The organism is Amycolatopsis sp. NPDC003865, assembly GCF_053605345.1.
The window spans coordinates 24,468-47,961 of sequence record NZ_JBSGJA010000038.1; the positions used below are offsets into that span (position 1 = coordinate 24,468).

Consider the following 23,494-nt stretch of genomic DNA (forward strand, 5'->3'; position numbering starts at 1 on the left):
TGCGGCCATACTTGCAGAGGGGGTCCCGAAAAGCCAGGAGGATTCACCCGGAAAGCGGCAGATACATCCGATGTATGCCGTGGCTGGGCGAGGTCAGGCGCTGGGCAGCGGGGGCAGTGCCGGGGTGAAGAGCCAGCGTTCGAAGAACGGGTCCAGCGACCGGGCCGCGTAGGCCTCGGCCATCGCCACGAACTGCTCCGTCGTCACCAGCCCGTGCCGGTGGTCGCCCGTCCACGCCTTCAGCAACGCGAAGAACGCCGGATCCCCGATCTCCGCCCGCAGCGCGTGCAGCGTCAACCCGCCGCGCTTGTACACGCGCTCGTCGAACATGCGCGCCACACCGGGATCCGCGATCCGGACGTCGGCCGGCTTGGCCTTGATGCGCGTGTGCCAGCTGCGGGCCAACGCCGAAGCCGGCTGGCCGCCCGACTCCTCCGACCACAGCCACTCCGCGTACGTCGCGAAGCCCTCGTTCAGCCAGATGTGGCGCCAGTCCGCCACCGTCAGGCTGTTGCCGAACCACTGGTGGGCCAGCTCGTGCACCACCAGCCGCTCGTACGTGCGGCGGCCGTCGACGTGGTTGGCGCCGAAGATCGCCATGCCCTGTGCCTCGATCGGGTCGTCGAGGTCGTCGTCGGTGACGACGATGACGTACTCCTCGAACGGGTAGGGCCCGAACAACCGCTGCAGCATCTCGATCATCCGGCCCTGCCGCCCGAAGTCGCGCTCGAACGCCCGCCGCAGCCGCGGGGGCACGGCCGCCCGCTGCGGCACCGTCTGCAGGACCGAGTCGACGTGACCGCGGCCGAAGCCGAGCGTGAACCGGCGCGCGCCCACCCCGGTGTGGGGGAACCAGCCGCGGCCGGTCAGCTCCAGCTCGTCGTACCGGCCGATCTGGACGCTCATCAGGTACGTCGCCGTCGGCTCGGGCCGCTCGAACACCCACCGCGTGGTGCTGCCGCCGATGACCCGTTCGACCAGGTCGCCGGTGACGGCGACCTGGTACGGCGACGCCGTCGTCAGGGTCACCCGGTACGACGCCTTGTCCGACGGGTGGTCGTTGCAGGGGTACCACGACGGCGCCCCGACCGGCTGGCTCGCCACCAGCGCGCCGTCGGTCAGCTCGTCCCAGCCGACGTCGCCCCAGCGGCTGCGCACCGGGCGCGGGTTGCCGACGTAGTGCACCTCGATCGTGAACGCCGCACCCGAAGCGATCGACTTCGCCGGCCGGACGTGCAGCTTCGCGCCGCGCTTCAGGTACTTCGCGGGCTTGCCGTCGACCAGCACGCGGTTGATCCGGAACTCGCCGAAGTCCAGGCTGACGCGGGAAAGCGCCTGCGTCGCCTCGGCGGTGAGGACCGCGGACGCCGAGAGCCGGTTCGGCCCGACCTTGTAGTCGAGGTTCAGCTCGTAGTGCCGGACCCGGTAGCCGCCGTTGCCGTGCGCGGGGAGGTAGGGGTCACCCGAGGTGTCCGCGCCGGGGGCCGGTGCCGGAGCCTTCGAAATCACCCGTTGCGAACCTTTCCTCGTGCCGACGTACCAAACCAGGCTCGCACGCACGGGTGAGTCCGGCGAGCCAGGCGGGTACTTCGTGACCTTCTACTTACCCGGCCACGCGGAGATCGGGTTGCCGAGCCAGCGGGTGTCGGCCGGCACCTCGTCGCCGCGGGTCACCAGCGAGCCCGGGCCGACCGTGGTGCGCGCGCCGATGCCGGCGCCCGGCAGCACGATGCCGTGCGGGCCGAGCGTCGCGCCCTCGCCGAGCGCCACGCGCGACATGCTCATGATCCGGTCGTGGAACAGGTGGGTCTGCACGACGCAGCCGCGGTTGATCGTCGCGCCGTCGCCGAGGGAGACGAGGTCGGCCTCGGGCAGCCAGTACGTCTCCAGCCAGACGCCGCGGCCGATCTTGACACCCATCGTGCGCAGCCACGCGGTCAGCAGCGGGGTGCCGCCGACCGAGCCGATCAGCCACGGCACGGCCAGGGCCTCGACGAACGTGTCGGCCAGCTCGTTGCGCCAGACGAAGGAGCTCCACAGCGGGTGGTCGACCTCGCGGAACTTGCCGACCAGCAGCCACTTCATCGCGGTCGCGGTCAGCGCCGCGACGACACCGGCGGCCAGCAGGGCGGGCCCGGCCAGCAGCAAGGCAACCCCGAAGCCGAACGCCGTCGCCGCCCACAGCAGCCCGAAGGCGACCGAGACGGTCAGCGCGACCCCGCACATGACCGGGATGATCCGGCACAGTTCGACCAGCGCCCGCGCCGCCTTGAGGTGCAGCGCCGGGGTGTAGGTGCGGCTCGTGTCGGCCTCGCCGACCGCGCGGCGGACCGGCAGCGGCGGCATCCCGAGGTACGACGAGCCCTTCTTCGCCTTCAGCGGCGTCGAGGACAGCACGCCGACCAGGCCGCGCTTCGGCACCGACCGGCCGGGCGCGGTCATCCCCGAGTTGCCGAGGAACGCCTGCTTGCCGATCCGGGCCGGGGCGACGTGCAGCCAGCCGTGCCCGAGCTCGTAGGTGGCGACCATGGTGTCGTCGGCGAGGAACGCGCCGCTGTCGACCTTGGTCATCTTCGGCAGCGCCAGGACCGTCGACGCCTCGACGTTGCGGCCGACCTTCGCGCCGAGCAGCCGCAGCCACACCGGCGTGAACAGGCTGGCGTACAACGGGAACAGGCCTTCGCGGGCCATGCTCATCAGCCGTTCGGTGGCCCAGACCTGCCACGCGACGCGGCCGTGCACCGGGTGGTAGCCCTCGACCATGCCGATGCTCAGGCACCGGACGCCGACGAGCACGAGCAGCATGTACGCGAGGAAGTACGCGGCGGTCGCGGCCGGGACGAAGACGAGCGCCCGGAGGAACGCGTCCAGCAGCGTCGGCGCGCCGGCGATCGCGTAGCCGAGCACGGCGACCCCGGCCAGCGCGGCCACGCCGGGCAGGAAGCCCAGCGCGAGGGAGGTCGCGCCGTAGACGGCGGCCCAGAAGTGCGACCGCGGCGGGCGGCTCGACGGCCACTTCAGCGCGTCGCGTTCGTCCTTGGCGACGCGCGCGGCGGGCGAACCGGCCCACCGCTGCCCGGCCGGGACGGCGCCGCGGACGGTCGAGCCGGCCGCGATCTCCGCGCCCTTGCCGACACGGGCACCCGGGAAGAGCGTGCTGCGCGCACCGACCCGGGCCTCCGCGCCGACACGGACCTTGCCGATGTGCACGACGTCGCCGTCGACCCAGTGGCCGGACAGGTCGACCTCGGGCTCGATCGCGGCGCCGCGGCCCAGCTTGAGGAAACCGGTGACCGGCGGCGGCGAGTGCAGGTCGACGTCCTTGCCGATCCGCGCGCCGAGCGCCTTGGCGTACGTCGTCATCCAGGACGCGCCGGCGACGCTGTCCGCACCGGAGAACTCGGCGAGCTTCTCGGCCGTCCACAGTCGCAAGTGGACACTTCCACCACGCGGATAGGTGCCGGGGCGGACGCCGGACAGCAGCACGCGGGAACCGCCCGCGGCGATCGCGATCCGGCCGGCCGGGCTGAACAGCACGACCCAGGCCAGGCCGATCCAGGCCCAGCTCAGCGTCGGCGCCCAGGCGAACCCGAGCAGAGCCAGGACGTTCGACAGCGCGGCGGCGAGCGTCGCCCAGCGCAGGCCGACCAGGCCCATCAGCGGGACCATCAGCAGCGTCTGGATGACGCCCGCGCGACGCGGGGCCGGCGCGATCTCGCGGCGCTCGGTGGCCTGGCCGTCCAGCGCGTCCAGCATCGCGGCCAGCGCGCCCAGCTTCGGGTGGGCGTAGATGTCGGCGACCGACACCTGCGGGTGGCGGGTGCGGATGCGCGCGACGACCTGCGCGGCGGTGAGGCTGCCGCCGCCGTGGGTGAAGAAGTCGGCCTTCGGGTCGTCGACCGACACGCCGAGGATCTCGGCCCAGCCTTCGGCGAGCCACGTCTCGGTCGGCGACAGCCCGGTGGCGTCCACAGTGGACAGCGGCCACGGGAGCGCGGCGCGGTCGACCTTGCCGGAGGTGCGGGTCGGCAGGTCGTCGACGACGGCGAGCAGCGGCACCAGCGCGGCGGGCAGGTGCTCGCGCAGCCGGGTCGCGGCCTGGTCCTGGTCGAAGGGTTCGGTGCCGGGCACGACGTACCCGACGAGGACCTGGTTGCCCGCTTTGGTGCGGCGGATCGCGGCCGCCGCGCCCTGCACGCCCGGCAGGGCCTGCAGCGCGGCGTCGACCTCACCCAGCTCGATGCGGCGGCCGCCGAGCTTGACCTGCTCGTCAAGGCGGCCCAGGAACAGCAGGCCTTCTTCTTCGGCGCGGACCATGTCGCCGGAGCGGTAGGCGCGCTGCCAGCCCAGCGACGGCAGCGGCGCGAACTTCTCGGCGTCCTTCTCCGCGTCGAGGTAGCGGGCCAGCCCGACCCCGCCGATGACCAGTTCGCCGGTCTCGCCCATGGCGACCGGCTCGCCCTCGTCGTTGACGACGGCCAGCTGCCAGCCGACGAGCGGCAGCCCGATCCGCACCGGGCCTTCGCCGGTCAGCTGCGCGGCGCAGGCGACGACGGTGGCCTCGGTCGGGCCGTAGGTGTTCCAGACTTCGCGGCCTTCGACGGCGACGCGCTCGGCCAGCTCCGGCGGGCACGCTTCGCCGCCGAAGATGAGCAGGCGGACGTCTTCGAGGGCGTCGGCGGGCCACAGCGCGGCCAGCGTCGGCACGGTCGAGACGACGGTGATGCGCTGCGCGACCAGCCAGGGGCCGAGGTCGACCCCGGTGCGGACCAGCGCGCGCGGCGCCGGGACCAGGCAGGCGCCGTGGCGCCAGGCCAGCCACATCTCTTCGCAGGAGGCGTCGAAGGCGACGCTCAGCCCAGCCAGGACGCGGTCGCCGGGGCCGATGGGCTCGTCGGCGAGGAACAGCTCGGCCTCGGCGTCGACGAACGCGGCCGCGGAGGCGTGCGTGACCGCGACGCCCTTGGGCTTGCCGGTGGAACCGGAGGTGAAGATGATCCAGGCGTCGTCGGCGGGGCCGGGGACGCCGTCACGGCCGCCCGGCGTCGAGTGGACCTCGATCTTGCCGTCGGTGGCCACCGCGGCCACCTGGGCCTCTTCGAAGACCAGCTCGGCGCGCTCGTCGGGGTCGTCCGCGTCGACCGGCACGTAGGCGGCGCCGACGGACAGGGTGGCGAGGATCGCGACGTACAGCTCGGCGGTGCCGGAGGAGATCCGGATGCCGACGCGGTCGCCGAGGCCGACGCCGTACCCGCGCAGGCGGCGGCCGTAGGCGTCGATCTCGTCGAGGAGCGTGCGGTAGGTCAGGGTGGTGGTGCCGTCGTCGATCGCGGCGGCGTTCGGATGCCGCTCCGCGGTGGCCGAGAGGACGTCGAGGAGGGTGCGCTCACCGGCGCCGAGGCCGGACCAGAACAGCGCCCGGTCGGCGACCGGGGCGAGCGTCACCTCGGCGGCGGATCCCGTGGGTTCGATCGTGACGGTCATCGGGCGTTCGCCTCGAAGAGAACGAAGACGTGCAGGGACGAACTATGGGCGCGCAAGCCCACCACTCACCTTCCGCGAGCCTCATCGGGCTTGCACTCCTGAATGAGGCGCCCGCAACGACCCTCCACCATACTCGCTGGTGAAGGAAATATATCCGCCCGGTCACGCTTGCGTGTCGGACCTCACGATCATCGTCCTGACCAGCGTGATCCAGGTCGCAATTGACGGATCACGCCGGCCGGGACGTCAGGAAATCACCGCGTCCGGGCGGCTTTTCCGCCGATCTTCGGTTTCGCCTTCTTTTCGCGAACCCGCACATTCACCCGAACGGGGCTGCCCGCGAAACCGAACTGTTCGCGGAACTTGCGCTCGATGAACCGGCGGTAGCCCGCCTCCAGGAAACCGGTGGTGAACAGCACCAGCGTCGGCGGCCGGATCCCGGCCTGCGTCGCGAACAGCACCTTCGGCTGCTTGCCGCCGCGCACGGGCGGCGGGGTGGCCGCGATCAGGTCGGACAGCCACGCGTTGAGCTGGCCGGTCGGCACCCGCTTGTCCCACGACGCCAGGGCCGTCCGCAGCGCCGGGGCGATCTTGCGCACCGAGCGGCCGGTCAGCGCCGAGATGTTGACCTTCTCCGCCCACGGCACGCGGACCAGGCCGCGCTCCAGCTCGCGGACCATCGCGTGCCGGCGGTCCTCGTCGACCAGGTCCCACTTGTTGAAGGCGAGCACGCAGGCGCGCCCGGCCTCGACGACCATGGTCAGCACCCGCAGGTCCTGCTCCGAGATCGGCTCGGCCGCGTCCAGCAGCACGATCGCGACCTCGGCCGCGTCGATCGCGGTCTTGGTGCGCAGCGAGGCGTAGTACTCGGCGCCGGCGGCGAAGTTCACGCGCTTGCGCAGGCCGGCCGTGTCGACGAACCGCCAGGTCTCGCCGTCCAGCTCGACCAGCGAGTCGACCGGGTCGACGGTGGTGCCCGCGACCGAGTCGACGACCGAGCGCTCCTCGCCCGACAGCTTGTTCAGCAGGCTCGACTTGCCCACGTTCGGCTTGCCGACCAGCGCCACGCGCCGCGGGCCGGTCGTGACGGCGCCGCCCTCGCGCGGGGCCTCGGGCAGGGCCTTGAGGATGGCGTCGAGCAGGTCGCCGGAGCTGCGGCCGTGCAGGGCGCTGACCGGGTGCGGCTCGCCGAGGCCGAGCGACCACAGCGACGCGGTGTCGGCGAGCAGGCGGTCGTCGTCGACCTTGTTCGCGGCCAGCAGCACCGGCTTCTTCGAGCGGCGCAGGACCTTCGAGACGGCCTCGTCGGTGGCGGTGGCGCCGACGGTCGCGTCGATCACCAGCAGCACCGCGTCGGCGGTCTGCATGGCCAGCTCGGCCTGCGCGGCGACGGAGGCCTGCAGCCCGGTCGCGTCCGGTTCCCAGCCGCCCGTGTCGACCAGGGTGAACTTGCGCCCGCCCCAGTAGGCGTCGTAGGCGACGCGGTCCCGGGTCACGCCCGGCACGTCCTGCACGACGGCCTCGCGGCGGCCGAGGATGCGGTTGACCAGGGTCGACTTGCCCACGTTGGGGCGGCCGACGACGGCGAGCACCGGCTGCCCGAGCGCGGCCTCCTCGGCCGCTTCGGCCGCCTCGATCTGCGCGTCGAGCGCGGCGAACTCGGTCTCGTCGGACCAGGTGCCGTCGACTTCGCCGACGCTTTCGAACTCTTCCACGGTTACCCAATTTCCCTTATGGCGAGCCGAATCCGTTTTCGGAACGCCAATCGTCCAAAGTCTTCACGAGCGCCGCGAGCTCGCCGCGCAGCTCTTCGGTGCCCTGGTCGAGCCCGGTCTTGCCGGGGCCGACCTTCGGCGTGAACGGCTCCCCCACGAGGATGTCCACGCGCGGGCGCCAGCGCCTCTTGCCGTCGGCCGGCTTGCGTGTGCCCCGCGTCGCGACCGGGAGCACGGTCGCGCCGGAGGCCCGGACGAGCCAGGCCGCGCCGCGTTCGGCCGCGCCGACGTCGCCGGCCCCGCGGGTCCCCTCGGGGAAGATGCCCACGACACCGCCGTCCTTCAGCACGCCGACCGCGGTCATCAGCGGTTTGCGGTCGATCTCGCCGCGCTTGAGCGGGATCTGCCCGATCGCCAGCATGAACCGGCCGACGATGCCGCCGAACATCTCGGCCTTGACCAGGAACGCCGAACGCCGGGGAAGCATTCCGAAGATCAGCTGCGGTTCGATCATGGAGCTGTGGTTGGCGATCACCAGCACCGGCCCGGTGGCGGGCAGGCGCTCGCGGCCGTGCACCCGGATGCGGAAGGCCGACCGCAGATAGTACCGGGCGAAGACCCGCCCGGCGTCGTGGAGTGTGCCGACGGATCCCGCGGGGAGTCCGTCAGCGGTCATCGCGCCACCTCGGCGTTGCAGCCTTCGAGGATGCCGCGATGGCTGGCCAGCTCGCTCAGCGCGACGATCACCTGGTCGATCGACAGCTCCGAGGTGTCGACGTGCACGGCGTCGTCGGCCGCGCGCAACGGCGAGGCGGCGCGGGTCGAGTCGAGGTGGTCACGGCGTTCGACGCTGGCCAGCGCGTCGGCGACCGACGACTTCCGGCCGGCGGCGGTGTCCTGGGTGCTGCGGCGCGACGCGCGGACGTCGGCGGACGCGGTCAGGAAGACCTTGAGCGGCGACTCCGGCGCGACGACGGTGCCGATGTCCCGGCCCTCGACGACGATGCCGCCGCGGTGCCCGACGACGTCGTCGATGATCCGCCGCTGCCGGGCGACCAGCAGTTCGCGCACGTGCGGCACGGCCGACACCGGCGAAACGGCCTTGGTGACCTCGGGCCCGCGGATGTCGGCGGCGACGTCTTCGCCGGCCAGCCGGATCTCGGGCCGGTCGGGGCTGGTGCCGATGGTGAAGTCGGCCTCGTCGGCCAGCCGGGCGACGGCGTCCGCGTCGGCCGGGTCGACCCCGGCGCGCAGCACGGCGAGGGTCACCATCCGGTACATGGCGCCGGTGTCGAGGTAGCCGGCCCCGAGCCGCTGGGCGAGCTTGCGGGCGACGGTGGTCTTCCCGGTCCCCGACGGGCCGTCCAGCGCGACCACACCACGTAGGGCTCCCGTCACCGGCACTCTCCTCGCGTTCTCGTCTCGTTCGGCCGTCCCCCATTCTGCCGGTCGGGCCACGGAGGAGATCAGTCGCCCCGCGCGCCGAAGCGCGCCACCACGAGCGCGAGGCGCTCGTCACGGTGGGCCGGCGACAGCCGGTGGCCCCGGTCCAGCGTCACCAGCCCGTGCAGGGCGCTCCAGAACACCTCGGTCAACGCGCCCGCGTCCTGCGCCCCCGCCGCCGGCTCGACCACCGCGAGGAGCTCCGCGAAACACGCCTTCATCACCTCCGGGGTGTCGTCCTCGGCGAACCGCAGTTCCGAGGCGTGCGTGAACATCGCGTCGTAGAGACCGGGTTTCGCCTCGGCGAAGCCCAGGTATGCCGCCGTCACCCCGCCGAGGCCGCCGGGGCGGGCCGCCACGAGAGTCGCCGCCAGCTCGGCGAAGCCCTCCAGCGCGGCGGCCGCCATGATCGCGTCCTTGCCGCCGGGGAAGTGGCTGTAGAGCACCGGCTGGCTGTACTCGATCAGGCCCGCGAGCCGCCGGGTGGTGACCGCGTCCCAGCCCTCGGCCTCGGCGAGCTCCCTGGCCGCGGCGACGATCCGCTGCCCTCGCTCGGTCCGGTCGCGCACACGCCGCTGTCGCTGGGTCATACGTCACATGCTAGCACTGCTAGACAAACTAGCGCCGCTAGGTTAGCGTTGCTAGCAATCCTAGCGGTGCTAGAAAACTGGAGGGAACACCATGCTCGTCACCGGCTACGTCCTCGTCGCGATCGTCTCGCTCGGGATCATCTACGTGGGCCTCAACTACCTCTTCGCGCCGGCGAAGATCGCCGCGGGCTTCGGCTTCACCGAGGTCCCCGAAAACGCCGAGACATTCCTGAACGTCAAAGGCGGCCGCGACGTCGGGGCCGGCCTGGTCACGCTGGCCCTGCTGATCTACGGCGACCCGCACGCGCTGGGCTGGGTCATCCTCACCGCGGCCCTCTGGCCCGTCTTCGACATGCTGATCGTCCTGCGCCACCGGGGGAAGAAGGCCACGGCGTTCGGCGTCCACGGCGTGACCGCCGTCGTGATGGCCGTCGCCGGGCTCCTGCTCCTGCTCGGCTGAAACCCCGCGAATCGGACACCTGGGTTACGGTGGTCGGGTGAACGTCGAAGTAACTCCCCTGCCCGGCATCGGGGTCCGCAAGGACTTCAGCACCCGTACCGGCCGCCGCATCGGCGTCGTCACCCAGCGGGACGGCCACACCGAGCTGATCGTGTCCAAATCGGACGATCCCGATGCCTGCGCCGCCTCGATCCCGCTCACCGCGGACGAGGCGGGCACGCTGGCCAACCTGCTCGGCGCGCCGCAGCTGGTCGCCCAGCTGACGGAGGAGCACCAGGACCTGCCGGGGATCAGCACGAAGCAGCTGCCGATCAAGCCGTCCGGTCCGTTCGACGGCCGGACGCTCGGCGACACGGCCATGCGCACGCGCACCGGCGTCTCGGTGGTCGCGGTCGCGCGAGCCGGGCAGGTGCACCCGTCGCCGGCGCCGGACTTCGCCCTCACCGGGGGCGACCTGCTGGTCGCGGTCGGCACCAGCGAGGGCCTCGAAGCCGCCGCCAAGATCCTGAAGTACGGCTGATCGCGCGATGGACCACACCGCGCTGTCCCTGATCGAACTGGGGGCGGTCTTCTTCGTGCTGGGCGTGCTCGGACGCCTGGCCGGGAAGATCGGCCTCTCCCCCATCCCGCTCTACCTGATCGGCGGCCTCTGCTTCGGCTCGGGCGGGCTGATCCCGCTGACCGACATCGGCGGCTTCACGCACCTGGCCGGCGAAATCGGCGTCGTGCTGCTGCTCCTGCTGCTCGGCCTGGAGTACTCGGCGGCCGAGCTGTTCACCGGGCTGCGCCGGTCCTGGATCGCCGGCCTGCTCGACATCGTCCTCAACGCCGCCCCGGGCGCGGCGGTCGCGCTGCTGCTGGGCTGGGGCCCGGTCGGCGCGATGGTGATGGCGGGCGTCACGTACATCTCATCGTCCGGGATCGTCGCGAAGGTCCTCGGCGACCTGGGCCGGCTCGGCAACCGCGAAACGCCGGTGGTGCTGTCGATCCTCGTGTTCGAGGACCTGGTGATGGCGCTCTACCTGCCGATCCTCACGGCGGTGCTGGGCGGGGTGTCGCTGCTCGGCGGCATGGAGGCCGTCGGCATCTCGCTGCTGGTGATCACCGTGGTGCTGGTGATCGCGCTGAAGTTCGGCCGCTACGTCTCGGCGGCGGTCGACAGCCCCGACCGCGAGGTGTTCCTGCTGAAGGTCCTCGGCGCGGCGCTGCTGGTGGCGGGCGTGGCATCGGCGATGCAGGTGTCGGCGGCGGTCGGCGCGTTCCTGCTCGGCATCGCGATCTCGGGCTCGACGGCGGAGAACGCGACCCACCTGCTGGAGCCGTTGCGTGACCTGTTCGCGGCGGTGTTCTTCGTGGTGTTCGGCCTCAACACGAACCCGGCGTCGATCCCGCCGGTGCTCGGCTGGGCGATCGTGCTGGCGGTGGTGACGACGCTGACCAAGGTCGGCACGGGCTGGTGGGCGGCACGCCGCCAGGGCATCGGCCGCCTGGGCCGGGCCCGCGCCGGAGCGGCTTTGGTGGCCAGGGGCGAGTTCTCGATCGTGATCGCGGGGTTGGCGGTGACGGCGGGAGCGGTTTCCGGCGAACTGGCGGCCCTGGCCACGGCGTACGTGCTGCTGATGGCGATCCTCGGCCCGACGGCGGCCCGGGTGGTGGAGCCGATCGTCCGCGCGCTGCAACGGAAGACAGCCGCCCGCACGGCACCGGCGGAGGCGAACTGACCCGGCGCCGGGCTAGCGCAGGTCCGCCCGGCCCGCCGACGGCACGTGCTCACCGCCGACGGCGGCCGGGTGGGTCGCCGCCGCGGGCAGCACGCCGGCCAGCGGGACCGAAGCCGACGTCCGGGCCAGGTCCAGCGTGACCCGGCCCGGCTGGGCGGGCCCGCGGAGGAAACTCCCGTCCGTTCCCCCGATGATCAACGCCAGCGCGTGGCCGCGAGGCACCACGTGGTCGGTCGACGCCAGCCGGAACGTCATCGTGTACGCCGTCCCCGGCGTCAGCGGCCGCTCCTGCGACAGCGACGCGTAGTTCGCCAGGTCCGCCCAGCCCCGGCTGAGGATCGTGTAGTTCACCTTCTTCACGTCCGCCGACGCGATCTTGTAGCAGGCGTCGTCGCCCGAGGTCGACGAGCCCCAGCAGTTCTCCGCCGTCCCCGTCTTGATCCCCTCGCCGCTGCCGGCGAAGTTGCGGATCGTCGCCGCGCCCAGGTCGACCAGCAGCGCCGACACCCGGGCCGACGACGTGCTCGGCGTCGCCGTCACCGTGACCGTCGAAGTTCCCGAGACCTGCAGGTCCGAGGCCAGGGTCCCGGTCGAGTACGTCAACGCCGCGCTGCCCGGGTTCGTCACCCAGGTGTCCTCGCCCAGGCTGGGGTTGTCGGTGAAGGACGCCGTCCCGGACGTCGGTGCGGTGCCCAGCTTGCCGGACGCCCCGGGCCGCAACGTCGTCGCGACCGCGCCCGCCGCCGGGTACGCGCTCTGGTCCACCCACTGGTCCGGCTGCCGCTCGACGCTCGCCTGCGGCCCGTTCTGGACGCCGTTGTCGACGCCGAGCAGGTAGTGGTCGAACCACCGGTGCAGCAGGTCCACCCAGTCCGCGCGGCGGTAGTCGAACGGGTCGACGTGCCCGGTCTGCGCCAGCCAGATCTTCTTCTCGACGTTCAGCCCGGCCCACCACTGTCCGAAGTGGATGGTCTTGACATTCAGGTCGTTGACGCCGTGGGAAAGCAGCACGCTCGCCCGCACGTTGCCCGCATTCTTCGCGTAGTCCCGGTCCGCCCACAGCGGCCCGTAGTCGCCGTTCGCGGTGGCGCCGGTCGTGAGGACCTGGTTCTGCGCCGAACAGTTCTGCCCGCTGTTGCGCGCCTCGACCGTCTGCGCCAGCCCGGCCGGGTTGAAGCCGAACGTCGCGCCGTCGGAGCGGTAGTAGTCGTACCAGGAGCTGATCGCCGAGATCGGCACGATCGTCTTCAGCCCGGCGACACCGGTCGCGGCGACGCCGTTCGCGATCGTGCCGTCGTAGGACTTGCCGATCATCCCGACGTTCCCGGTGCTCCAGCCCGCCGTCACGGCGCTGCCGCCGGTCTTGGCGCTGTACCCGCTCGCGCGGCCGTTCAGCCAGTCGACGACCTTGCGCGCCGAGTCGACGTCGGAGGAACCGCCGACGTCCGCGCAGCCGGCCGAGCGGTTCGTCCCGGCCAGGTCGACCAGCACCACCGCGTACCCGCGCGGCACGAAGTAGTTGTCGTAGAACAGCGGGAACTTCACCGGTTTCCCGGCGCTGTCGTAGGACTTCAGCTCGCTCTCGTTGCCGCGCCCGCAGCACGAGTAGTACGGGCTGGCGTCCATGATCACCGGCACCCGCGCAGTGGCTTCGCTCGGCCGGACGATGTCGGCGGCGACCCGGTCGGAGCGGCCGTCGCCGTCGCCGTCGTGGCCGATGTCGACCCAGACGGTTTCGCGGATCGCTTTCGCGTAGTCGTAGACCGGTTCGCTCGCCGCGGGAGCCGCGGCCGCCGGGGCCACCGCACCGGACAGGAGCACCGCGAGGACCCCGCACACCACCCCGAGTCGCATGCCCGTCACGCTAGCGAGCCGGCGTGGTCGGCCACCACGGCGGAAAGTGGGTAGCTTGGCGGACGTGACGGACTCCCTGCCGCCCGTGAGCCGCACCGCCGTCGGCGTCGCCGCGTTGCGCGCCTACGAGAGCGGCCGCCCGGACCACCTGTTCGACGACCCGTACGCGGCCGCGTTCCACGAGGCAGGCCGCTCGGTGCTGCCGCCGCGCGGCGACGGGCTCGGAAGCCTTTTCGCCGCGCAGGTCGCGATCCGCACCCGCTTCTACGACGACTACCTGCTCGGCGCCGGGTGCGCGCAGGTGGTGCTGCTCGCGGCGGGCCTCGACGCGCGCGCGTTCCGGCTGCCCTGGCCGCCCGGGACCCGGCTGTTCGAACTCGACCTGCCCGACGTGCTGGCGTTCAAGGACCGGGTGCTCGCCGGGCGCGGCGCGGAACCGTCGTGCGACCGGATCACGGTGCCGGCGGACCTGCGCGAGGACTGGGCGAGCGCGCTGCGAGCGGCCGGGTTCGACCCGGGCGTTCCGACGGCGTGGCTGGCCGAGGGCCTGCTCGTCTACCTCTCCCGCGAAGACTCGGACCGGATGCTCACGACGGTGAGCGAGCTGTCCGCCCCGGGCAGCCGGGTCTCGTTCGAGCACCGGACGGCCGAGACGCCGGACAGCCTGCTGGCCCGGGCCAAGGCGACCCCGGGCGCCGAGCGCGTCACATCGCTGTGGAAGGGCGGGCTCGGCGATCGCGGGCCGGAGTGGCTACGGGAGCACGGGTGGGAGCCCACCACGGTCACGCGGTCCGCGGTGGCGGCGGGCTACGGCCGTGAGGACGAGCAGACCCCGGACGGCTTCGTCACCGCCGAGTATCACAGCTCCACGTTGCGGTAGAGCGCGCCGACCTCGCCCTTGGTCAGCCGCCGGATCGAGCCGACGCGCTGGTTGCCGAGCTGGACGTCGCCGACCGCGGTGCGGACCAGCTTGAGCACCGGGTGGCCGGTGTCCTTGAGCAGGCGGCGCACGATGTGCTTCTTGCCTTCGTGGATGACCAGCTCGACCAGCGACTTGCCGGAGTGCATGTCCTTGACCCGGAACTGGTCGACCTTGATGATGCCGTCCGGCAGCTCCCAGCCGTTGCGCAGCTCCTTGCCGAGCCCGCGCGGCACGAGGCCGTCGACCTCGGCGAGGTAGGTCTTGAGCACCCGGTAGGACGGGTGCATGAGCCGGTGGCCGAGGTCGCCGTCGTTGGTGAGCAGCAGCAGGCCCTCGGTGTTCTCGTCGAGCCGTCCGACGTGCACGACGCCGGGCGTCTCCTCGTAGCGGCCGCGCAGGTAGTCGCCGACGCAGGGGCGGCCGCGGTCGTCCGACATGGTCGAGTGCACGCCCTTGGGCTTGTTCAGGGCGAGGTAGACGAGGTCGTCGCGCAGGTTCACGCGGGTGCCGTCGACGTGGATGATCGCCTCGTCGGGGTGGACACGGCGGCCCAGCTCGGTGACGACCTCGCCGTCCACCTCGACCCGGCCGGCCGCGATCAGGTCCTCCGCCGCCCGCCGGGAGGCGACCCCGGCCTGCGACAGCACCTTCTGCAGGCGGATGCCGTCGGGGTGTTCACTGGATGTCATCGATGGTGTCCACTTCGGGTAGCAGCGGAGCGATCGGGGGCAGGTCGTTCAGTGACGACAGCCCCAGTCGCTCCAGGAACAGCTCGGTCGTCACGTACAGCGTGCCGGTCGTCTCGGGGTCGGTCCCCATCTCTTCGATGAGGCCGCGCGCGAGCAGCGTCCGGATCACGCCGTCCACGTTCACGCCCCGCACCGCGGCGACCCTGGCGCGGGTCACCGGCTGCCGGTACGCGATCACGGCGAGGCTCTCCAGCGCGGCCCGGGTCAGCTTCGACCGCTGGCCGTCCAGCAGGAGCTTCTCCACGAACGGGGCATGGACGTCCCTAGTGTAGAACCGCCACCCTTCGCCGACGCGGCGCAGGTCGATCCCGCTGGTCCGCTCGGTGAGCTTCTGCGCCATGGTGCGGAGCGCGACGACGATCCGCGCCTTGGGCTGCTCGAGGGTTTCGGCGAGGAGTTCTTCGCTGGCCGGCGAGTCGACGACGAGGAGAAGGGCTTCGAGCGCGGCTTCGAGGGCCTCGTCGGAGGTGACGTCGGGCAGCAGGCTGATGTCCCCGGTCGCGACGAGGTCGGACTCGGGATCATCCGGATCGAGCGCGGGACCGGCCCCGTCTCCGGAGTCCGCGGGCGCCGCACTTTCACGTGAAAGTGCGGGCTCGGGCTCGGCGGCGGCAGGCTCCTCGGCCGCCGTCTCCTCGACCAGCGGCTCGACCGGCGCGACCGGCTCCTCCGGCTCACCGTCCTCGGTGACCGGCTCGCCCGACAACGCCTCGTCGAGCACCAGCTCGGCCGCGGCCTCGTCGACCGGGTCCGGCGTCTTGTCTTCGGGGCTCACCCGTACTCCTCTTCGTCTCCGGCGGACCGGTCCAGCTCGGCCGCCGCGGAGGCCTCCTCCATCGAGCCGCCCGTCCAGCGGACGTGCAGCTCGGCCAGCGCTTCGCTCTGCTCGAACTGGACCGTCGCCTCGCGGTAGAGCTCCAGCAGCGCCAGGAAGCGCGCCACGATCTCGACCGTGTGCTCGCAGTCGTCCACCAGCTCGCCGAACGTGGCCTGCCCCCGGGAGGCCAGTTTCACCCGCAGCAGCGCCGCGTGCTCGCGCACCGACACGCGGCCCATGTGGATGTGGGCGATCGACACCGTCGGCGGCGGCTTCGGCCGGAACACCGCCACCGCGATCTCCGCGAACTTCTGCGGCGTCACGCCCAGCATCACCTCGGGCAGCAGCCCGATGAACCGCTCCTCCAACGCCACCGACCGCGGGTAGCGCCGCAACGCGCCCTGCTCCAGCTCCCCGAACAGCGCCGCCACCTGCTTGTACGCGCGGTACTGCAGCACGCGCGCGAACAGCAGGTCGCGGGCCTCCAGCAGGGCCAGGTCGTCTTCGCTCTCGACCTCGGCCGCGGGCAGCAGGCGCGCCGCCTTCAGGTCCAGCAGCGTCGCCGCGATGACCAGGAACTCCGTCGTCTCGTCGAGGTTCCAGTCGGTGCCCAGCGCGCGCGTGTACGCGATGAAGTCGTCGGTGACCTGGTGCAGCGCCACCTCGGTGACGTCGAGCTGGTGCTGCGAGATCAGCTGCAGCAGCAGGTCGAACGGTCCCTCGAAGTTGGCCAGCCGCACCTTGAACTTCGACGTGCTCAGCTCTTCGGTGTTGACGCCTTCGGGGATCATCCCGCCGTGCACCGTCTGGTGCTCTTCGGGGACCTGTTCCTCCGGAGCCGATGCCGGGGCCGGTTCCGGCTCGTCCATCAGCCCTCGGTTTCGCCGCCGTCTGAGCCGACCACCCGCAGCCGCTGCACCAAAACCGACTCGTCGCCGTTCTGGTCGAAGTCGGCCAGCAGCACCGCCACGGCCTCGCGGACCAGCCGGCCGCGGTCGACGACCAGGTCGTGCTTCGCGCGCAGCGTCAGCCGGGCCTGCTCCATGGCCAGGAGCTCGTCGCCGGAGACGTAGACGGTGATCTTCGCGTCGTGCTTGGTCCGGCCCGACCCGTGCGGGGCCGCGCTGCGGGCGAGCTGCTCGGTCCGGCCGGTGCCCGCGGGCTTCGGCTTTTCGGCGGGCTCGGACGGCGCCTGGGGCGGGAGGTCGAGAGCGGGGCTGGCGGTGCTGGTCGTGATCCTGAAGAGTTCCGACGCTCCGGGCAGGGAGGCGCGCCTGCTCACCGAGCGATCACCTCGCGGGCCAGCTGGCGGTACGCCGCCGCGCCGGCCGACTTGGGCGCCCAGGTCGTGATCGGCTCACCCGCGACCGTCGTCTCGGGGAACCGCACGGTGCGGTTGATGACCGTGTCGAACACGGTCTCGCCGAATGCCTCCACCACGCGAGCCATGACCTCCTTCGAATGCAGGGTTCTCGGGTCGTACATGGTGGCGAGAATCCCGACTATGTCCAGTTTGGGGTTGAGGCGTTCCTGGACCTTCTCGATGGTGTCGATCAGGAGGGCGACGCCTCGCAGACTGAAGAACTCGCACTCCAGCGGGATGATCACGCCGTCCGCGGCGGTCAGCGCGTTCACCGTGAGCAGGCCGAGCGAGGGCTGGCAGTCGACAAGAACATAGTCGTAGTCGTTCATGACCGGACGAAGGACCCGTAACAACGTGTGCTCGCGCCCTACCTCAGCGACGAGCTGAACCTCCGCCGCGGACAGGTCGATGTTGCTCGGCAGCAGGTCAACGCCGTCGACGCGGGTTTTCATCAGCACGTCGGTGGCGCTGACCGACCGCTCCATGATGGCGTTGTAGACCGTGTGGTCCAGTTCGTGCGGCTGGATGCCGAGCCCGACCGCGAGCGCGCCCTGCGGGTCGAAGTCGACGAGCAGCACCTTGCGCCCGTACTCGGCGAGGGCGGCACCCAGGTTGATGGTCGACGTCGTCTTGCCGACGCCGCCCTTCTGGTTGCACATCGCCATGATCTTGGCCGGGCCGTGCTTGTCCAGCGGGGCCGGGTCGGGGTGCTCGCGGATCGGGCGGCCGGTCGGCCCGATCCCCTCGAGCTTGACCTTCTTGCCGTTGCGCTCCTGCGGCTCGTCGCCGTCGTGGATCTCCGGCGTCGCGATCTTGACGTCGTTGAGGTTCGCCGCCGCCGACCCGGCGGACTCGGCCGGGTGGGCCGGCTGGTTCGGTGTCGACATGGCGAGAAGACTCCTTGTTCGTCGCGTCCGACGCAGCCTATGCGCGGAGCCGGAGCCCCGGCAAAGCAACGCGCCGGACTCGACGGGGCAATGTCACTCGAGAAGTCGGTGCAGCGTACGAAGGCCCTTGACGCTCTATACGGCCATCTAGCCCAACGCCCGCGGGTGCGCGGTCGCGTACACCTCGCGGAGGGTGTTGACCGTGACCAGCGTGTACACCTGTGTCGTCGTCACCGAGGCGTGGCCGAGCAGTTCCTGGACGACCCGGACGTCCGCGCCGCCTTCGAGCAGGTGCGTGGCGAAGGAGTGGCGGAGCGTGTGCGGCGACACCGCGGCGGCGATCCCCGCGCGTTCGGCGGTGTCTTTGAGGACCTGCCACGCGCTCTGCCGCGAAAGCCGGCTGCCGCGGGCGTTGAGGAACAGCGCCGACGTGCCGCGGCCGTGCGCGGCGAGTGCCGGCCGGGCGCGGACGGTGTAGGCGTGCAGCGCGGCGAGCGCGGGACGCCCGATCGGGACGAGCCGCTGCTTGCCGCCCTTCCCGTCGAGCAGGACGGTGCGTTCGGCGTCGTCGACGTCGTCGACGTCCAGGCCGACGGCCTCGGAGATCCGGGCGCCGGTCGAGTAGAGCAGTTCCAGCAGCGCCCGGTCGCGCAGCGGGCGCTCGCCGTCCGGCGGCGGGGTCTCGAGCAGCCGCAGGACGTCGTCGACCGGCAGCGCCTTGGGCAGCCGCTTCGCCGGGGTCGGCGGCCGGACCTCGCGGGCCGGGTTGTGCTCGGTGAGGCCCTCGGCGTGGGCGAACTTGTGCAGGCCGCGCACGGCGACGAGTGCCCGCGCGGCCGAAGACGCCGCCAGCGGCCGGTGTTCGCCGTCGCCTTCGCGCAGCGCGGCGCCGAACGACGTGACGTGCGCGGCGGTGACGTCGGCGATCTTGGCGACGCCGGCGCCGTCGAGGTGCGCGGCGTACCGGCGCAGGTCACGGGCGTAGCTGTCCAGGGTGTTGCGCGCGGTCCCGCGTTCGACGACCAGGTGGTCGAGGTACGCGGCGATCACGCCGTCCGTGCTGCCCGGGGCTGCCACGCCGTCACCTTAGGCCGCCCAGGGTCCGTGACCCGGCAGAAACCCCGTTCTCAGGTTCGCGCGGTTACCTTGGATTCATGGAGTCGGACCAGCTCCGCATCGGCACGGCCGAGCGGGAGGAAGCGGCGCGGCTGCTCGCCGACCACTTCGGCATGGGCCGCATCACGCCGGACGAGTACGAGACGCGCGTGACGGACGCGTACGCGGCGACGACCCTCGGCGACCTGCGGCCGCTGTTCCGCGACCTGCCACCGCCGCACCCGGGGTTCTTCGGGCCGCCGCCGGCGTACGCGCAGCGGACGGCGCAGCTGTCGATGTACGCGCCGGACCCGTATGCGCCGCCGCCGGCCCCGATGCCGTACGCGCCGGTGCCGTACTCCTACCGGTCCAAGACCGTGGCCGGGGTGCTCCAGATCGTGCTGCCGTTCGGCGTGGGGCGGTTCTACACCGGCCAGGTCGGGCTGGGGCTGCTCCAGCTGTTCGTGGTGCTGATGACCGGGATCGGCATCCTGTGGCCGATCATCGACGGCATCCTGCTGCTGCGCGACGGCGGTCTCGACGCCCAAGGCCGCCCGCTGCGCCCCTGATCCGGGGCGCAGCGGACTTCCTCAGGACTGCTTGCGCTTGGCGAACGCCGTCGGGCGGTCCTCCCACGGGGCGTCCGCCGGGCGGGCCGCGGCCGCGCCGGTGAGCACCGCGTGCGTGGCCAGCACGCCGGACACCGTCGCGCCGTTCAGCAGCTCGCCCGCCAGTGCCATCCGGACCGCCTCGGCGAGCGGGAACTTGCGGATGACCAGGTCCGCCTCCTCCTCGCCGAGCACCTCACGGTCCACATCGGACAGTCCGCGGGCCAGGAAGACGCGGACGACCTCGTCGGTGAAGCCGGGCGACGCCGCGACGTCGACCAGGGTCACCCAGTCCGCCGCCGCCAGCCCGACCTCCTCGACCAGCTCGCGCTTGGCCGTGCCCACCGGGTCCTCGCCGAGGTGGTCGATCAGGCCCGCCGGCAGCTCCCACAGCCGGTGCCCGATCGGGTGCCGGTACTGGTGGATGAGCGTGACCTGCTCCTCCTCGTCCAGCGCGACGATCGCGACCGCGCCGAGGTGCTCGATCACCTCGCGGACCGCGGTGTCCCCGCCCGGCATCACGACGTCGTCGATCCGCAGGCCGACGACGCGTCCGATGTGGACGTCCCGGCTGGAGGCGACGCTGAACTCGTGCTCGCCCGGCGCGGTCATCGGGCCGCCACCGGCGCCTCCGGCAGCTCGACCGGCAGCCGCTCGGCGACCTTGCGGTCGACGACGGCCTTGACGAACGCGCTGAACAGCGGGTGCGGCCGGGTCGGGCGGCTCTTCAGCTCGGGGTGCGCCTGGGTGCCGACGAAGAACGGGTGCTTGTCGGCGGGCAGCTCGACGAACTCGACCAGGCGGTCGTCCGGCGACGTACCGGAGAAGACCAGGCCCGCGTCCGAGAGCTGCTTGCGGTAGGCGTTGTTGACCTCGTAGCGGTGGCGGTGGCGCTCGGACACCTCGGTGGTGCCGTACGCCTTCGCGACCTGCGAACCCGGCTTGAGCTTCGCCGGGTAAGCGCCGAGGCGCATGGTGCCGCCCATGTCCCGCTCCCCCGCGACGACGTCGCGCTGGTCGGCCATGGTCGAGATCACCGGGTGCGTGGTGTTCTCGTCGAACTCCGACGAGCCGGCGTCCTTGATGCCGGCCAGGTGCCGGGCGGCTTCGATGACCATGCACTGCAGGCCGAGGCACAGGCCGAGCAGCGGCACGCCGCGGGTGCGGGCGTACTCGATCGCGCCGACCTTGCCCTCGATGCCGCGGATGCCGAACCCGCCCGGGATCAGCACACCGTCCACATCGGACAGCACGGACGCGGCGCCGGACGCGGTCTGCGCGTCGTCGGAGGCGACCCAGACGATCTCGACCTTGGCGCGGTGGGCGAACCCGCCCGCGCGCAGGGCCTCGGTGACCGACAGGTAGGCGTCGGGCAGGTCGATGTACTTGCCGACGACCGCGATCCGCACGACCTCGTTCGGGTTGTGCACCCGGTCGAGCAGGTCGCCCCACACCGTCCAGTCGACGTCGCGGAACGGCAGCCCGAGGCGGCGGACCACGTAGGCGTCGAGCGCCTCGCCGTGCAGCACCTTCGGGATGTCGTAGATCGACCGCGCGTCCGGGCAGGCGATGACGGCCTCGGTGTCGACGTCGCACATCAGGCCGATCTTGCGCTTGAGGTCCTCGGGGATCTCGCGGTCGGCCCGGCAGACCAGCGCGTCGGGCTGGATGCCGATGTTGCGCAGCGCGGCGACCGAGTGCTGGGTCGGCTTCGTCTTGAGCTCGCCCGACGGCGCCAGGTACGGCACCAGCGAGACGTGCAGGAAGAAGCAGTGGTCGCGGCCGACGTCGTGGCGGACCTGGCGGCAGGCCTCCAGGAACGGCAGGGACTCGATGTCGCCGACCGTGCCGCCGACCTCGGTGATGACGACGTCCGGCGTCTGACCGGCCTCGTCGGGCTCGGCCGCGGCGGTGATCCGGGCCTTGATCTCGTCGGTGATGTGCGGGATGACCTGCACGGTGTCGCCGAGGTACTCGCCGCGGCGCTCCTTGGCGATCACCTCGGAGTAGACTTGGCCGGTCGTGACGTTGGCCTTGCCGTCGAGGTCGCGGTCGAGGAAGCGCTCGTAGTGCCCGATGTCGAGGTCGGTCTCGGCGCCGTCGTCGGTGACGAACACCTCACCGTGCTGGAACGGGTTCATCGTCCCGGGGTCGACGTTGAGGTACGGATCGAGCTTCTGCATCGTGACGCGAAGCCCGCGCGCGGTAAGGAGCTGACCGAGGCTGGAAGCCGTGAGTCCCTTACCCAGAGAGGAGGCGACGCCTCCGGTGACAAAGACGTACTTGGTAGCCCGTGACTGAAGTCCCACGGGCCGCCAGCATATCCCAAGCCCGCGGATCCGCGCGCTGTGACATGCCCGAACCACCTTTTGTGCTCCTGACCACCCTTTCGGGGGGCGGATCAGGCGGCGGCCTTCGCCGGACGCAGCCGCGGCCGGCCGGTGAGCGCGCGGCTGCCGGGCAGCCGGCGCAGGGCCTCGACGATGAGGACCGTCGACGCGATCGTCGCGAGGTAGATGATCACGCTCAGCCACGGTGCGCCGAAGTGGTCCGCCACGACCGGGATCACCGGGCCGAGCAGGGCCAGGGCCAGCGGGTGGACCAGGAAGACGCTGAACGAGCGGTTCGCCGCCCAGGACACCAGGCGGGCGCCGCGGCTGCCCTCCCGGCGGCGACCCGACCACCAGGTCGCGAACGCGTAGATCGCGGCGATGACGGTGACGCACCACGGGATCAGGTACGGCTGGAACGGGTCGCTGGCCACCTGCGGGAGCGTTCCACTGTGGACGATGTGGAGGTAGATCCACTCGGTGCCGGCGAGCGCCGCGACGAGCAGGCCGCCGAGCAGCAGCCGGTGCCGGCCGACCCAGGCGTGCACGGCCTCGAAGTGCATGGCCACCACGCAGCCGAACAGTGTGTAGAACTGGTACGGCAGGACCGTGGCGTACAGGTGGGTGATCGTCTCGTAGCTCACGCCGAACGGCTGGTACGTCATGAAGAGCGTGACGCCGACCTGCAGCACGGCGCTGCCGAGCAGCAGCCACTTGTGCTTGCCCTCGGTCGCCCGCAGCAGCTTCATGATCCACGGGAACAGCAGGTACACCTGCATCGTCACGAGCAGGAAGTACAGGTGGTACCAGGCACCGCCGGTCAGGAGATCCTTCAGCAGCAAGCGCATCGACGCCTCGAGCGAGTCCGGCTGCTGCGTGCCGGTCACCAGCGAGAACGCCCAGAAGAACATCGACCAGGCCAGGTACGGCGTCGCGACCAGCGGCAGCCGCTTGCGCCAGAAGTCGCCGGGGGCGAGCTCGCGGCCGCGGTTCTGGAACACCAGCACGAACCCGGTGAGCGCGAAGAACGCCTCCCGCGTGAAGTGCAGCGGCGTCTCGACGGCGTTGGCGCCGGCGTCCTGCGGGAAGTTCGTCGCGCCCACCACGTGGATGAGGATCACGCAGGCGAACGTGACCAGCCGGAACAGGTCGATCTGGTGCAGGTACGGCGCTTTCCCGCCCGGTCTCGCGATCCGGGAGGGGGCTTCGAGAGTGGCCTGGGCAGTCGTCATCGTGCCGCCGTTCCGGCACCGTCGTCGGCGTGGTTCACGTTGTCAGACTTGCCACCCATTCTGTGAATTTCCCATGAAGGCACTGGGAAGCGCCTGTTGGCGGGCCCTCGCCGGGCTGTCGGATATGCCACTCCCGCTCACGGTGCGCGAATCCTGTGATCATGTTAGTGCTCAGCGTGAAGGGCCACCACCCGGGCGTGACGACACCCACGTGGTGGCCCTTC

Annotated in this window: 21 protein-coding genes; 5 read left to right on the forward strand and 16 right to left on the reverse strand. The window is 71.7% G+C overall.

What is annotated here, in order from left to right:
• Positions 1-93: 93 nt before the first annotated feature.
• The 6 genes from ACWEVP_RS48075 to ACWEVP_RS48100 all read right to left on the reverse strand — a co-directional run bounded on the left by ACWEVP_RS48075 (position 94) and on the right by ACWEVP_RS48100 (position 9,211).
• A complete protein-coding gene (locus ACWEVP_RS48075) occupies positions 94-1,509 on the reverse strand; it encodes a M1 family metallopeptidase (protein WP_452069313.1) in 1,416 nt (471 codons plus the stop codon).
• Positions 1,510-1,599: 90 nt separating this feature from the next.
• Complete coding sequence (locus tag ACWEVP_RS48080; RefSeq protein WP_452069314.1) at positions 1,600-5,484, reverse strand: Pls/PosA family non-ribosomal peptide synthetase; 3,885 nt, start codon at positions 5,482-5,484, stop codon at positions 1,600-1,602.
• 254 nt (positions 5,485-5,738) lie between these two features.
• Entirely contained in the window at positions 5,739-7,199 is a 1,461-nt protein-coding gene (der, locus tag ACWEVP_RS48085) for a ribosome biogenesis GTPase Der (protein WP_452069315.1), read from the reverse strand.
• Between the two features lie 16 nt (positions 7,200-7,215).
• Positions 7,216-7,875: a lysophospholipid acyltransferase family protein gene (locus ACWEVP_RS48090; RefSeq protein ID WP_452069316.1), complete on the reverse strand. Its 660-nt coding sequence runs from the start codon at positions 7,873-7,875 to the stop codon at positions 7,216-7,218.
• Positions 7,872-8,576, reverse strand: coding sequence for a (d)CMP kinase (gene cmk / locus ACWEVP_RS48095; protein ID WP_452069349.1), 705 nt, complete (start codon positions 8,574-8,576; stop codon positions 7,872-7,874). The genes ACWEVP_RS48090 and cmk overlap by 4 nt, the downstream gene beginning before the upstream one ends.
• 89 nt (positions 8,577-8,665) lie before the next feature.
• Positions 8,666-9,211 (reverse strand): TetR/AcrR family transcriptional regulator, encoded by a 546-nt coding sequence (locus ACWEVP_RS48100; RefSeq protein WP_452069350.1) that lies wholly within the window; start codon positions 9,209-9,211, stop codon positions 8,666-8,668.
• 112 nt (positions 9,212-9,323) lie between these two features.
• Between ACWEVP_RS48100 and ACWEVP_RS48105 the strand changes: the two genes are divergently transcribed.
• Genes ACWEVP_RS48105 through ACWEVP_RS48115 form a run of 3 tightly spaced genes read left to right on the forward strand, consistent with a single transcriptional unit; the run spans position 9,324 to position 11,413 of the window.
• Complete coding sequence (locus tag ACWEVP_RS48105) at positions 9,324-9,692, forward strand: DUF4267 domain-containing protein (RefSeq protein WP_452069317.1); 369 nt, start codon at positions 9,324-9,326, stop codon at positions 9,690-9,692.
• A gap of 37 nt (positions 9,693-9,729) precedes the next feature.
• A complete protein-coding gene (locus ACWEVP_RS48110) occupies positions 9,730-10,212 on the forward strand; it encodes a cation:proton antiporter regulatory subunit (RefSeq protein ID WP_452069318.1) in 483 nt (160 codons plus the stop codon).
• 7 nt (positions 10,213-10,219) lie between these two features.
• Positions 10,220-11,413: a cation:proton antiporter gene (locus ACWEVP_RS48115; protein WP_452069319.1), complete on the forward strand. Its 1,194-nt coding sequence runs from the start codon at positions 10,220-10,222 to the stop codon at positions 11,411-11,413.
• A 12-nt stretch (positions 11,414-11,425) separates the two neighbouring features.
• Here ACWEVP_RS48115 and ACWEVP_RS48120 read toward each other — a convergent pair whose 3' ends face one another.
• Positions 11,426-13,267 carry a Xaa-Pro dipeptidyl-peptidase gene (locus ACWEVP_RS48120; protein WP_452069320.1) on the reverse strand — a complete coding sequence of 614 codons (1,842 nt, stop codon included), beginning with the start codon at positions 13,265-13,267 and terminating at the stop codon, positions 11,426-11,428.
• A gap of 64 nt (positions 13,268-13,331) precedes the next feature.
• On the opposite strand from ACWEVP_RS48120, the gene ACWEVP_RS48125 reads away from it, so the two are divergent.
• Positions 13,332-14,147 carry a class I SAM-dependent methyltransferase gene (locus ACWEVP_RS48125; protein ID WP_452069321.1) on the forward strand — a complete coding sequence of 272 codons (816 nt, stop codon included), beginning with the start codon at positions 13,332-13,334 and terminating at the stop codon, positions 14,145-14,147.
• Here ACWEVP_RS48125 and ACWEVP_RS48130 read toward each other — a convergent pair.
• From ACWEVP_RS48130 to xerD, 6 genes are all read right to left on the reverse strand, one after another.
• On the reverse strand, positions 14,126-14,878 hold the full coding sequence (locus ACWEVP_RS48130; RefSeq protein ID WP_452069322.1) for a pseudouridine synthase: 753 nt from the start codon (positions 14,876-14,878) through the stop codon (positions 14,126-14,128). The genes ACWEVP_RS48125 and ACWEVP_RS48130 overlap by 22 nt on opposite strands.
• Positions 14,865-15,713: an SMC-Scp complex subunit ScpB gene (gene scpB, locus ACWEVP_RS48135; RefSeq protein WP_452069323.1), complete on the reverse strand. Its 849-nt coding sequence runs from the start codon at positions 15,711-15,713 to the stop codon at positions 14,865-14,867. The genes ACWEVP_RS48130 and scpB overlap by 14 nt, the downstream gene beginning before the upstream one ends.
• Complete coding sequence (locus tag ACWEVP_RS48140) at positions 15,710-16,624, reverse strand: segregation and condensation protein A (protein ID WP_452069324.1); 915 nt, start codon at positions 16,622-16,624, stop codon at positions 15,710-15,712. The genes scpB and ACWEVP_RS48140 overlap by 4 nt, the downstream gene beginning before the upstream one ends.
• Positions 16,624-17,037 carry a cobyrinic acid a,c-diamide synthase gene (locus tag ACWEVP_RS48145; protein ID WP_452069325.1) on the reverse strand — a complete coding sequence of 138 codons (414 nt, stop codon included), beginning with the start codon at positions 17,035-17,037 and terminating at the stop codon, positions 16,624-16,626. Before ACWEVP_RS48145 ends, ACWEVP_RS48140 begins: the two co-directional genes overlap by 1 nt.
• A complete protein-coding gene (locus tag ACWEVP_RS48150; RefSeq protein WP_452069326.1) occupies positions 17,034-18,005 on the reverse strand; it encodes a ParA family protein in 972 nt (323 codons plus the stop codon). Before ACWEVP_RS48150 ends, ACWEVP_RS48145 begins: the two co-directional genes overlap by 4 nt.
• A gap of 147 nt (positions 18,006-18,152) precedes the next feature.
• Entirely contained in the window at positions 18,153-19,055 is a 903-nt protein-coding gene (gene xerD / locus ACWEVP_RS48155; RefSeq protein WP_452069351.1) for a site-specific tyrosine recombinase XerD, read from the reverse strand.
• Positions 19,056-19,159: 104 nt separating this feature from the next.
• Here xerD and ACWEVP_RS48160 point away from each other — a divergent pair, with 104 nt between their 5' ends.
• The gene (locus ACWEVP_RS48160; protein WP_452069327.1) at positions 19,160-19,669 is read left to right on the forward strand and encodes a DUF1707 domain-containing protein; all 510 of its coding nucleotides are present in this window, start codon (positions 19,160-19,162) and stop codon (positions 19,667-19,669) included.
• A 21-nt stretch (positions 19,670-19,690) separates the two neighbouring features.
• Here the strand turns inward: ACWEVP_RS48160 and ACWEVP_RS48165 are convergent, their stop codons facing one another.
• The 3 genes from ACWEVP_RS48165 to ACWEVP_RS48175 all read right to left on the reverse strand — a co-directional run bounded on the left by ACWEVP_RS48165 (position 19,691) and on the right by ACWEVP_RS48175 (position 23,270).
• Entirely contained in the window at positions 19,691-20,320 is a 630-nt protein-coding gene (locus ACWEVP_RS48165; RefSeq protein ID WP_452069328.1) for an NUDIX domain-containing protein, read from the reverse strand.
• The gene (locus tag ACWEVP_RS48170; protein WP_452069329.1) at positions 20,317-22,017 is read right to left on the reverse strand and encodes a CTP synthase; all 1,701 of its coding nucleotides are present in this window, start codon (positions 22,015-22,017) and stop codon (positions 20,317-20,319) included. Before ACWEVP_RS48170 ends, ACWEVP_RS48165 begins: the two co-directional genes overlap by 4 nt.
• Positions 22,018-22,109: 92 nt before the next feature.
• The gene (locus tag ACWEVP_RS48175; RefSeq protein ID WP_452069330.1) at positions 22,110-23,270 is read right to left on the reverse strand and encodes an acyltransferase; all 1,161 of its coding nucleotides are present in this window, start codon (positions 23,268-23,270) and stop codon (positions 22,110-22,112) included.
• Between the last annotated feature and the right edge of the window lie 224 nt (positions 23,271-23,494).

Coding starts and splice junctions, on each gene's coding strand:
- ACWEVP_RS48080 (WP_452069314.1), bottom strand. CDS start 5,484: ATGACCGTCACGATCGAACCCACGGGATCCGCCGCCGAGGTGACGCTC.
- ACWEVP_RS48105 (WP_452069317.1), top strand. CDS start 9,324: ATGCTCGTCACCGGCTACGTCCTCGTCGCGATCGTCTCGCTCGGGATC.
- ACWEVP_RS48130 (WP_452069322.1), bottom strand. CDS start 14,878: ATGACATCCAGTGAACACCCCGACGGCATCCGCCTGCAGAAGGTGCTG.
- ACWEVP_RS48090 (WP_452069316.1), bottom strand. CDS start 7,875: ATGACCGCTGACGGACTCCCCGCGGGATCCGTCGGCACACTCCACGAC.
- ACWEVP_RS48165 (WP_452069328.1), bottom strand. CDS start 20,320: ATGACCGCGCCGGGCGAGCACGAGTTCAGCGTCGCCTCCAGCCGGGAC.
- ACWEVP_RS48120 (WP_452069320.1), bottom strand. CDS start 13,267: ATGCGACTCGGGGTGGTGTGCGGGGTCCTCGCGGTGCTCCTGTCCGGT.
- ACWEVP_RS48115 (WP_452069319.1), top strand. CDS start 10,220: ATGGACCACACCGCGCTGTCCCTGATCGAACTGGGGGCGGTCTTCTTC.
- ACWEVP_RS48160 (WP_452069327.1), top strand. CDS start 19,160: ATGGAGTCGGACCAGCTCCGCATCGGCACGGCCGAGCGGGAGGAAGCG.
- ACWEVP_RS48150 (WP_452069326.1), bottom strand. CDS start 18,005: ATGTCGACACCGAACCAGCCGGCCCACCCGGCCGAGTCCGCCGGGTCG.
- ACWEVP_RS48140 (WP_452069324.1), bottom strand. CDS start 16,624: ATGGACGAGCCGGAACCGGCCCCGGCATCGGCTCCGGAGGAACAGGTC.
- ACWEVP_RS48175 (WP_452069330.1), bottom strand. CDS start 23,270: ATGACGACTGCCCAGGCCACTCTCGAAGCCCCCTCCCGGATCGCGAGA.